The sequence below is a fragment of the Methylobacillus rhizosphaerae genome, from assembly GCF_900187985.1.
GTDB classification, from domain to species: domain Bacteria; phylum Pseudomonadota; class Gammaproteobacteria; order Burkholderiales; family Methylophilaceae; genus Methylobacillus; species Methylobacillus rhizosphaerae.
In genome coordinates this window covers 436,130-446,059 of the sequence record NZ_FZOA01000001.1, presented here as the reverse complement: position 1 = coordinate 446,059, position 9,930 = coordinate 436,130, and the positions used below count along the sequence as shown (strand labels likewise).

9 protein-coding genes, 1 tRNA gene and 1 rRNA gene are annotated in these 9,930 nt (G+C 52.1%); all 11 read right to left on the bottom strand.

What is annotated here, in order from left to right; translation table 11 throughout:
• Nucleotides 1-72, bottom strand: a 16S ribosomal RNA gene (locus CHB59_RS02215); the annotation flags it as partial.
• A 329-nt stretch (nucleotides 73-401) separates the two neighbouring features.
• A tRNA-Met gene (locus CHB59_RS02210) sits at nucleotides 402-478 on the bottom strand.
• 166 nt (nucleotides 479-644) lie between these two features.
• Complete coding sequence (kdsB, locus tag CHB59_RS02205; RefSeq protein ID WP_089374576.1) at nucleotides 645-1,418, bottom strand: 3-deoxy-manno-octulosonate cytidylyltransferase; 774 nt, start codon at nucleotides 1,416-1,418, stop codon at nucleotides 645-647.
• On the bottom strand, nucleotides 1,418-1,600 hold the full coding sequence (locus tag CHB59_RS02200; RefSeq protein WP_089374575.1) for a Trm112 family protein: 183 nt from the start codon (nucleotides 1,598-1,600) through the stop codon (nucleotides 1,418-1,420). Before CHB59_RS02200 ends, kdsB begins: the two co-directional genes overlap by 1 nt.
• Nucleotides 1,601-1,603: 3 nt before the next feature.
• On the bottom strand, nucleotides 1,604-2,611 hold the full coding sequence (gene lpxK, locus CHB59_RS02195) for a tetraacyldisaccharide 4'-kinase (RefSeq protein ID WP_179212035.1): 1,008 nt from the start codon (nucleotides 2,609-2,611) through the stop codon (nucleotides 1,604-1,606).
• Nucleotides 2,612-2,622: 11 nt separating this feature from the next.
• A complete protein-coding gene (msbA, locus tag CHB59_RS02190) occupies nucleotides 2,623-4,374 on the bottom strand; it encodes a lipid A export permease/ATP-binding protein MsbA (RefSeq protein WP_089374573.1) in 1,752 nt (583 codons plus the stop codon).
• Nucleotides 4,375-4,393: 19 nt separating this feature from the next.
• Nucleotides 4,394-4,816, bottom strand: coding sequence for an ExbD/TolR family protein (locus CHB59_RS02185; protein ID WP_089374572.1), 423 nt, complete (start codon nucleotides 4,814-4,816; stop codon nucleotides 4,394-4,396).
• Complete coding sequence (locus tag CHB59_RS02180) at nucleotides 4,813-5,427, bottom strand: MotA/TolQ/ExbB proton channel family protein (RefSeq protein ID WP_089374571.1); 615 nt, start codon at nucleotides 5,425-5,427, stop codon at nucleotides 4,813-4,815. Before CHB59_RS02180 ends, CHB59_RS02185 begins: the two co-directional genes overlap by 4 nt.
• A gap of 39 nt (nucleotides 5,428-5,466) precedes the next feature.
• Nucleotides 5,467-7,872 carry a DNA internalization-related competence protein ComEC/Rec2 gene (locus CHB59_RS02175; RefSeq protein ID WP_089374570.1) on the bottom strand — a complete coding sequence of 802 codons (2,406 nt, stop codon included), beginning with the start codon at nucleotides 7,870-7,872 and terminating at the stop codon, nucleotides 5,467-5,469.
• A 14-nt stretch (nucleotides 7,873-7,886) separates the two neighbouring features.
• Nucleotides 7,887-8,564, bottom strand: coding sequence for a lipoprotein-releasing ABC transporter ATP-binding protein LolD (gene lolD, locus CHB59_RS02170; RefSeq protein WP_089374569.1), 678 nt, complete (start codon nucleotides 8,562-8,564; stop codon nucleotides 7,887-7,889).
• Nucleotides 8,557-9,822, bottom strand: a complete 1,266-nt coding sequence (locus tag CHB59_RS02165) for a lipoprotein-releasing ABC transporter permease subunit (protein ID WP_089374622.1) — start codon at nucleotides 9,820-9,822, stop codon at nucleotides 8,557-8,559. Before CHB59_RS02165 ends, lolD begins: the two co-directional genes overlap by 8 nt.
• Nucleotides 9,823-9,930 lie beyond the last annotated feature (108 nt).

The following is a 9,930-nucleotide window of genomic DNA, read 5'->3' as shown; positions in this document are numbered from 1 at the left end:
TTACCGTTCGACTTGCATGTGTAAAGCATGCCGCCAGCGTTCAATCTGAGCCAGGATCAAACTCTTCAGTTTAATTCCGACTATTACTTGTTTGACCTCTTGCGAGGTCGGTATATCGCTTGGCTTATTCTCAAATGAATCTTTAGGTGTAACTGTTAAGTTACAGATTTCATTTAAGTGTTAAGCACTTGTTTGTTGAGTTATCGATACTTAATCAATTAAGTATCAATGTGCACTCACCTACAAGCACCCACACTTATCGGTTGTTCATCTTGTTAAAGAGCAGGGCACTTCTTTTATACTTCCCACTGACTTCATCAATCAGCGAGAGGCCGCATTATACAGGGGTTGTTTACCTCGTCAATCATTTTCAAAATTATTTAAAAACGACTCTGCATAATTGGTTGCGGGGACAGGATTCGAACCTGTGACCTTCGGGTTATGAGCCCGACGAGCTGCCAGACTGCTCCACCCCGCGACCGGCGTCGCCACAACACATTGATTACTTCGTTTGTGCTGCGTCGAGAAGTGAGACTATAGCAAAGTAGAATTCCAAGTGTCAATGCATTTCGCGGAATACTTTATGGCCAGAGTGGCTGGGGATATTGCTTCAGCTTATTCAATCAATCACTTAGTGCAGAATATCAAAGTGGTAAATTTTCACTATTGATGACCACAGATCTGACATAGGCAAGATCGGCCTCTGTATCCACGCCCGAAGCGGGCGCTTTTGCGGTTACTTGCACACTGATTTTGTATCCATGCCAGAGTACTCGCAATTGCTCCAGGGATTCGAAATGCTCTATGGCAGACGGCATGAGCGCCGCATATGCCTGCAGGAAACCAGCACGATATGCATAGATGCCGATATGTCGGTATACCGGCATATCTTCAGGCAGATCCTGGTTGGCCGCAAATGCATCGCGCGGGTATGGAATTGGTGCTCGACTGAAATATAGGGCATAGCCCTGCTGATCGAGCACGACTTTCACAATATTGGGATTCAATATGGACGGTGTATCATGCAGGCGATGACATGCCGTTGCCATGGATGCGGCGGGATGACTGGAAAGGTTATGTGCCACTTCGCCGATCAGTAACGGATCAATGAGCGGTTCATCCCCCTGCACATTCACGACGATAGCATCATCGCTCCAGCCTTGATGCTGGGCCACCTCTGCAATACGATCCGTTCCTGATGCATGGTCGGCACGCGTCATGACTGCCTCATACCCATAACTGAGGACGGCTTCCCGGATCTGCTCATGATCTGTCGCCACGACTATTTCCTCTGCACCACTTGCGCAGGCTTGTTCTGCCACGCGCACAACCATGGGTTTTCCTGCTATATCCAGCAGTGGCTTGCCTGGCAAGCGGCTGCTGGCATAGCGTGCAGGAATCACGACCTTGAATGTCATTACTTGATCTCTTCTTCGGCAGGCAATTTCCGCGCATCGTCTTCAAGCATGACAGGGATGCCATCATGCACAGGGTATGCCAAGCGGCAAGGGCTACATAGCAACTCCTGCTCTGTTTTCTTATAATGCAATGGCCCTTTACATACGGGACATACCAATATTTCCAGTAACTTCGCATCCATTGGTCAGTTTTCCTTCTCTATTAATCGCGTCAGGCGCGTCAGTATTTTCTCAGCCAGGGCACGGTCAATCTCTGCTGTGATTGGCATAAACCACCACTGGTCACGGGCAAAGCCGGTACATTTGACCGCATCCTTTTCCGTCATGAGTACGATCTCATCTTTAGCAAACTGAAAGTCCGCTTCACTATATATGTGATGATCGGGAAAAGCATGCGCCTCCACGATCAAACCCATGCTTTCCAGTTGACCAAAGAAACGTTGTGGATTGCCAATCCCAGCCACAGCATGCACACGCTTGCCAACCAGAGCGGATATATCCATTTTTGATTCAGGATAACTCACCTGTCGCAGAGTGTCAGGAACGAGGTGCATCAGATAGCTATCTGCCGCAGGGGGTCCGCCATTGAATACTACCGCATCCACTTCTTTCAGGCGTGCACTGGTTTCACGCAAGGGGCCGGCCGGCAGCAACTGGCCATTACCCAACATACGCTCACCATCCACAATGGCAATTTCGATATCACGTTTCAGGGCGTAGTGCTGCAAGCCGTCATCGCTGATGATCAGATTGCATTCGGGATAGTCCCTGAGCAAGTAGCGCGCCGCCCTGCTCCGCTTCCTTCCTATATACAAGGGGACATTCGTACGCTGCACCAACAATACGGGCTCATCGCCAACGACCTCTGGCGTGCTGTCTTGCTTTACCTGCTGGGTATGCAGGGCGCTACCGCCATATCCCCGGCTGACGACTCCCGGGTACCAGCCATTCTGTCGCAACTGCTGTACCAGCCAGATAACAAAAGGTGTCTTTCCCGTTCCACCCACATGAATATTGCCAACGATAATGACTGGCACCGGCAAACGCCGGCTTTTCAGAAGTCCAACACGATAGGCTAGCCTGCGCACTATCATCAACAACCAGAATATCCATGCAAATGGACGCAGGATAATTTGCCATGCCGTACGGTGATACCACTGATGCTCCATCCACCGCTGAAATGCCTGGCTCACCAATTTACCTCTCAATGAAATTGTTTCTGATAGAGCTTGGCATAATACCCCCCCATAGCCAGAAGCTCTTCATGACTACCGCCTTCAACAATTTGCCCTTGCTCCATAACCAGAATGCGATCCGCATTTTCTATGGTGGACAGTCGGTGCGCAATGACAATGGAGGTTCTATTCTGCATCAACTCATCCAATGCTGCCTGCACATGCCGCTCGGATTCAGTATCCAGTGCGGAGGTTGCCTCATCCAGTAATAATATCGGAGCATTCTTGAGAATGGCACGAGCAATCGCCAGCCTCTGGCGCTGCCCTCCCGATAAGCGCACACCTCGATCCCCAATCTCACTTTGCAGCCCGCTAGGCAGCTGTTGGATAAAGTCCCAGGCATGGGCTGCCTTGGCCGCAGCAATGACTTCTGCTTCACTGACATTACGCAACGTACCATAGGCAATATTGTTGAACACACTATCATTGAACAGCACAACATCCTGGCTCACCAAGGCAAATTGCTGGCGCAGGCTTTTCAGTGTCATCTGGCGAATATCAACACCATCCAGCAATATCCTGCCTTGCTGCGCTTCGTAAAAACGTGGCAACAAATTGACCAGTGTGGTCTTGCCTCCGCCAGAACGCCCCACCAGCGCGACCTTTTCTCCTGGCCTGACCGTAAAACTCAAGTCCGTCAGCGCCGGACGCTGGGCCGTAGCATACTGCAGGGTCACATGCTCAAAGACAATTTCACCCTTTGTGCGTGCCATTTCCAGCTTGCCTTCATCCACTTCCGGCACACTATCAATCAGGTCAAACACACTATGGGCTGCCGCAAGGCCGACCTGAAGCTCTTCATTCAAACCTGTCAACGTCTTAATTGGCGCAATCAACATCAATAAGGCGCCAATAAAGGCGGCGAACTCGCCGGCACTGAATTTACCCACGGCATAGAACACCACCAGGGCCAGCGCAAGACCTGCCAGCAACTCGATCACCATGCTGTTCATGCCTGAGAAACGCGCCAGCCTCACCTGCATATGACGATTTTTGCCTGCTATCTTAGCAAAGCGTTGATACTCATAATCACCACCGCCGAATATTTTCACCATGCGCTGGCCAGAAACTGCCTCCTCAATTGACTGGGTCATGGCGCCCATGCTCTGCTGCACAATTTTGCCCGCGCTACGCAGCCGAGGTGTCATGTTTTTGAGATACCACGCCATCACAGGGGCAACAACTGCAAAAATCAGCGTCAACTGCCAGTCGAGGTACAGCATGTATGCCACCATACCAATAATCGTCAAGGTATCCCGTACAGCACTCATGGCAACTTTGGTCGCAGCACCCGCCATCTGCTCAGTATCGTAGGTCAGCTTGGAGGTCACGACACCCGCCGACACTGCATCGAAAAAGCTGACTGGCAGGTTCATCAGGCGACGGAAGGTATCCTGCCGCAGATTCTCCACCACACGCCGCGCCACCCAGCGCATGGCAAAGCTCGAGATAAAGCCGGCAAACGCCCGGATAGCCAGCAGGCCGAACAACATAAAGGGTAAGAGGCTCAACTTGGTTGAGTCTTGTTTGACAAAGCCTTCGTCTGTCACCATTTTGATGGTGGCCAGAAAACCTGTATTAGTGGCAGAGTAAGTCACCAGCGCAATCACGCTAATGAGGAATACAAACCAATACCGGGTTGCATATTTAAGAACGCGCAGATACAGCACTCGCGCGCTGTGCCCGGAAGGGACAACCTTCCCAGGAGCAAGCTTGGACATGTTGGATACTTTTAAAAAATCAAGAGCCGGAGCGTGCTTGAGTTGCAAAGGTAATTTGGCTGTAGCCTGCCTGGCGAGCAGCTTCCATTACATTCACCACTGCCTGATGCGTACTTTTCGCATCTGCACTGATAATAATCGTCGGGTCTTTTCCATCCCCCACGGCTTTCTTCATGGCATCTGCAATCCCTGCCACAGAACCATCGGAAATATCTTTATTGTTAATGACATAGTGCCCAGCCTCCTTCACCCCGACATTGATCACCAGAGGTTTGTCCTGGGGCGTTTCAGCTTCAGCTGTCGGCAGATTGATCTGCAATTCCGTGACACGGGAAAACGTCGCACTCACGACCAGAAAGATAATGATCACCAACAGCACATCGATCAGTGGCACGAGGTTCATTTCAAGATCTTCGTGCTTTTTACCCCGTTGGAAATTCATTCCTTGCGCTCGCCGTGAATAATTTCGACCAATTTGACTGCTTCCTGCTCCATTTGCACGATAAAGTCGTCAATCTTGCCACGGAAGTAGCGGTAGAAAATCATAGCAGGCACTGCCACCACAATCCCACCGGCCGTGTTATACAACGCAACTGAAATACCACGCGCGAACTGTGCAACATCATGCCCTGTTGCCGTAAAGGCACCAAACAGCTCCACCATACCAATGACTGTACCAAGCAGTCCCAGCAGCGGGCTGACTGTGGCAATGGTTCCGAGCGTAGTCAGATACTTTTCCAGCTTGTGTGCCACGGCGCGACCAGACTCTTCCACCGCTTCCTTCATGACATCCCGTGATGCACCCAGATTGCGTAGCGCGCCGGCGAATACCAAACCCAGCAAGGAATGTTGCTCAAGCTTGCGCAATGCATCAGGCGTAACGCCGGCTGTTCCCTGGCGCAGCCATTTTTGTACTTCAGGCAATAAGGTTTTGGGTACGATCTGCTGCTCACGCAAGGCAACCAGACGTTCAATAATAATGGCGACTGCTACAACTGAAGCAAAGATCAGCGGCCAGATTGGCCATCCCGCCGCTTTAATAATTTCCCACACAGAAAGTGCCCCTAATATGTTCAGTAAAGTGGCGTTACTTTATCGCGCACTGCCAGTTTCAGCAAGGGATGCTCTTGTAAAAGCTGCAGATTGGTCATGCCAATATCGGCGCGATTTCTCACGCCAGCTGGTCGCTACCACCCCACCATCCCGACTGAAATCCAGGATGACAGCACCGTCATCATCCGACCGATACTGCCTTGCACCAAGCGATTCATATTGTTTGACAATTTCTGGCCGGGGATGACGGAATCGATTGAGATATCCTGCAGTAAAGATCACTATCCGTGGTTTCACTGCAGTAACAAAATCATGGGTAGAGGACGTCTTACTGCCATGATGGGGAGCAAGAAGAACCTCAGCCGCGAAATTCTCTGCCCCCATGCCCAGCAGATCAACCTCTGCGGAACGCTCAATATCTCCCGGCAGCAATAATGTACCTCCGGCGCTGCGCACGCGCAGCACGCAACTCCGGTTATTGGTTCTGACGCTTGAGGAAAACTGGTCCGGATTGGCTGGGTAAAGTATTTCAAATGTCACGCCGCCCCAACTCCAGCGCTGACCTGCCTGACATGGGCGATGGTTCAATGCACGCAACACAGGTTTGTCAGCGGGCAGCGAGCCGATTGCCCAGTCCACAGGAATAGCAGCCAGTACAGAATCCATCCCTCCTGTATGATCAAGGTCATCGTGACTCACTACCATGCCATGCAGGCGTTGTATTCCTTCTCCATGCAGATACGGCACAATGACACGGTTACCACTGTCGCTCTCACTAGAAAACCTTGGTCCAGTATCGTAAAGTAAGGTGTGTTGATTTGTGCGAATCACAACCGCCAGTCCCTGACCAACGTCCAGTACCGCCACTCGCATCTCCCCAGGCAAAGGCGTATCAGGCTTATTGAAGAAAATTGGTAGCACTGCTATCAGGCCAAGCCAGCGCAATGCTATCCCCCTGGGCAACAATAGGCAGGCAATGCCGCCAACGGCAAGCAATAATGAGAGCGTCGTAGGCGCATGTTGTTGCCAGACTGCAGCAGGCAAATCGCTGAGCCAGCCCAGCAGCTGCATTGCCAATTGCATGATCCAGTGCGCTAGCCATAGCAGAACATCCACGGATAAAAAACTGCCCAGCAAGGTCAATGGCACAATCACAAGACTTACCAAGGGAATGGCAAAAGCATTTGCCAATGGTGAAACCAGAGAGAACTGGCCGAACAGCAGCAATAAGCCTGGCATTAAGCCAACCGTTACTGCCCATTGCGACAATATGGCATCCCTGAACCAATGCGGCCTGCGGATACGCTTCCCCATGACGTAAGCGATCAATGCCACCGCACCGAACGACAGCCAGAAACCTGCAGCTAGAACCGCCCACGGATCAATCAGCACGACAACCAGCAGTGCGAACAGCAGTACCCTGCCAAACGATACCCGCCTGCCTGACCAAAAGGCCACTGCAAACACACTCAACATATACAGGGTTCGCTGCGTCGGCACAGAGAACCCTGCCACCAGCGCATAAGCAATGGCTGTCGCCACTCCAGCCACCAATGCCACCTTGCGCGCAGGCACATACAGTACCCAATATGGAATACGGCACCAGATGGCATAAACCAAAGCGTATGCCATTGCCGACAACATGGTGATATGCACACCAGAGATGCTGATCAAGTGGACAATGCCCGTACGCCGGAATATCTGCCAATCCTGCTGGCTGACCGCATCATCCGCCCCAATTGCCAATGCCCTCAACACACCTGCATAGGGTTGACCATACAGCGCTTGCATCATGTACTGGCTAATGTGCTCACGCACTCGCTCTATCATGTATTGCGGCTTGAGCACTCTGGCGCTCAGCATGACGGGTTGCGGTGCTTGCCGGATGTAGCCACTAGCGCGGATATTGCGCTCCAGCATCCACAACTCGAAATCATATCCATGAGGATTGGCTGTACTGTGAGGCCGCTTGAGACGCACAGTCAGCTGCCAGCGCTCTCCCGCATGAAATTCTGGCAGGGACCTATTCGATGCTGTGGCGGAAACAGTATCCATCACGTAATCACCACTGTACTGCATCAAGGAAATATTCGTCGGCACCACAGCATGCGGCGTCTTGACTTGCTCAACAGCAAAATCGAAGCGCCTGCCGCGCTCATGCATGGCTGGCAGGCTTGCCACCACACCGACAATCTCAATATCCCGCCCTTCCCATGCGTGGGGCAACTGGTCAGCCATCCTGCCATGCGCACACCACGCAGCCCAGCCAAACCCAAGCATCATTCCCAACAAGCCGGTTGCTACATACCGCGTCAACGGGAATTGGCGCAAACACCACAAGGGAAATACCAGTAGCACACACCATCCCCAGGACAGGGATGGCAGCCAAGGCAATTGTTGCAATACCCATGCACCAGCTACAAACATCAGTGCAAATATGGGCATTGGCGATTACTCCATCAGAGTGGTATCAACCTGCCATCTTGCAGGCGGTATTGCCGCTGCATGCGGGCTGCCAGATCTAAATCATGTGTCACTACCACAAGGCTGACCGCCTGCTCCTGGTTCAACTCCAGCAACAGGTCAAACACACCATTGGCAGTATGTCGATCAAGATTGCCCGTAGGCTCATCCGCCAGCACACAGCGCGGCTCGGTCACCAGCGCCCGCGCCACAGCCGCACGCTGGCGCTCTCCCCCAGAGAGCTCTCCCGGCATATGATCCAATCTGTGTGCCAAGCCGACCTTGGTCAACATTTCCTGTGCCCGCATCAAGGCCTCGTGCCGGGAGATACGGCGAATCATCAAGGGCAATGCCACATTTTCCAGAGCAGTAAACTCAGGCAACAAGTGATGAAATTGATAAACAAACCCCAGTGCCTGATTACGCAATGCCCCTCTCTGCGCCTCGCTCAGACGCTGCAGGGGCTTGTCCATGACACTAACGCTGCCCGCACTTGGTTCATCAAGGCCGCCCAGCAAGTGCAACAGGGTACTCTTACCAGACCCCGATGTGCCCACAATGGCAATTTGCTCACCAGCCTCGACTTGCAGACTGATGCCATTTAATACAGCAACATCAAGCCCAGTATAGGTTTTTTGCAGGTCAGTACACTGCAGTATCGTTGCATTACTCATACCGCAAAGCCTCCGCCGGATTGATTCTGGCAGCTCGCCAGCTTGGGTAAAGCGTCGCCAGCAGGCTCAATATAAATGACAGCACCACAATCACGGTCACATCCGACCACAATAATTTGGATGGCAGATCACTGATGTAATACACATCCTTGGCCAGGAACTGTACGCCTAGCGTATGCTCAATAAAGGGCACAATGACATCAATATTCAACGCGATCAACACCCCAAAACAGGCGCCGACGACGGTGCCAATCACACCGATCAGCGCACCCTGCACGATAAAAATCTGCATGATACTGCTCGGGCTGGCACCAAACGTCCGCATGATGGCAATATCCGCGCGCTTGTCTGTTACCGCCATAACCAGCGTCGATACAATATTGAATGCAGCCACAGCTACAATCAATGCCAGGATGATGAACATCACGCGCTTCTCCATCTGGATCGCGCGAAAGAAGTTGGCGTGCTGCTGCGTCCAGTCAGTAATGTAGTAATTCCCCTTCCCCATCAGGTGCTGTCCCAATTGACGTGCTACGCCAGGTGCATCGAACAAATCGTCAAGCTTGAGACGCACACCAGACACACTATCCCCCATCCGGTACAGTTTGGCAGCATCCTCGATATGGACTAGAGCCAAACCAGAATCGTATTCATACATGCCGATCTCAAACACTCCAACCACCTTGAACTGCTTGATGCGTGGCACCACACCCGTTGGCGTGAATTGCCCCTGTGGCGCCATCAGCACTACCTTGTCACCCAGTACCACACCCAGCGCCTGGGCAAGTTCCGCTCCCAGCACCACGCCAAACTCCCCGGGCTGAAGGTCAGTCAGGCTGCCCGAGCGCATATGTGACCCCAGCTCTGCCACCTTGTCCTCGGCATCCGGTAACACGCCGCGAATAATCGCCCCCTGCACCGACTGCCCGTAAGACAACATCCCTTGCGCCATGATGTAAGGCGCGCCGGCCTGGACATGTGGCGCACCATCCACTTGCATCACCAACTTTTTCCAGTCTTTCAGATTATTGTCCGGACCAGTAATCTGCAGATGCGCCGCAACACCCAGAATGCGGTTGCGCAGTTCATTCTGAAAACCATTCATGACAGACAGCACAATAATCAGTGCCGCAACACCCAGCCCGATACCGACCATGCTGGTCAGGGAAATAAAGGAAATGAAGTGATTGTGTCTCTTGGCGCGCGTGTAGCGGAAACCAACAAACAACTCAAAAGGTAAATGTCTGAAAAAATCCATGCCGCATTCTAGCGTGAAAGCCTGTGAAACACACCATATGGAAAAATTTACCGTATTACCATGCAATACAGCATCAACCATGATGGGGTGACTCGCGAATTGCATACA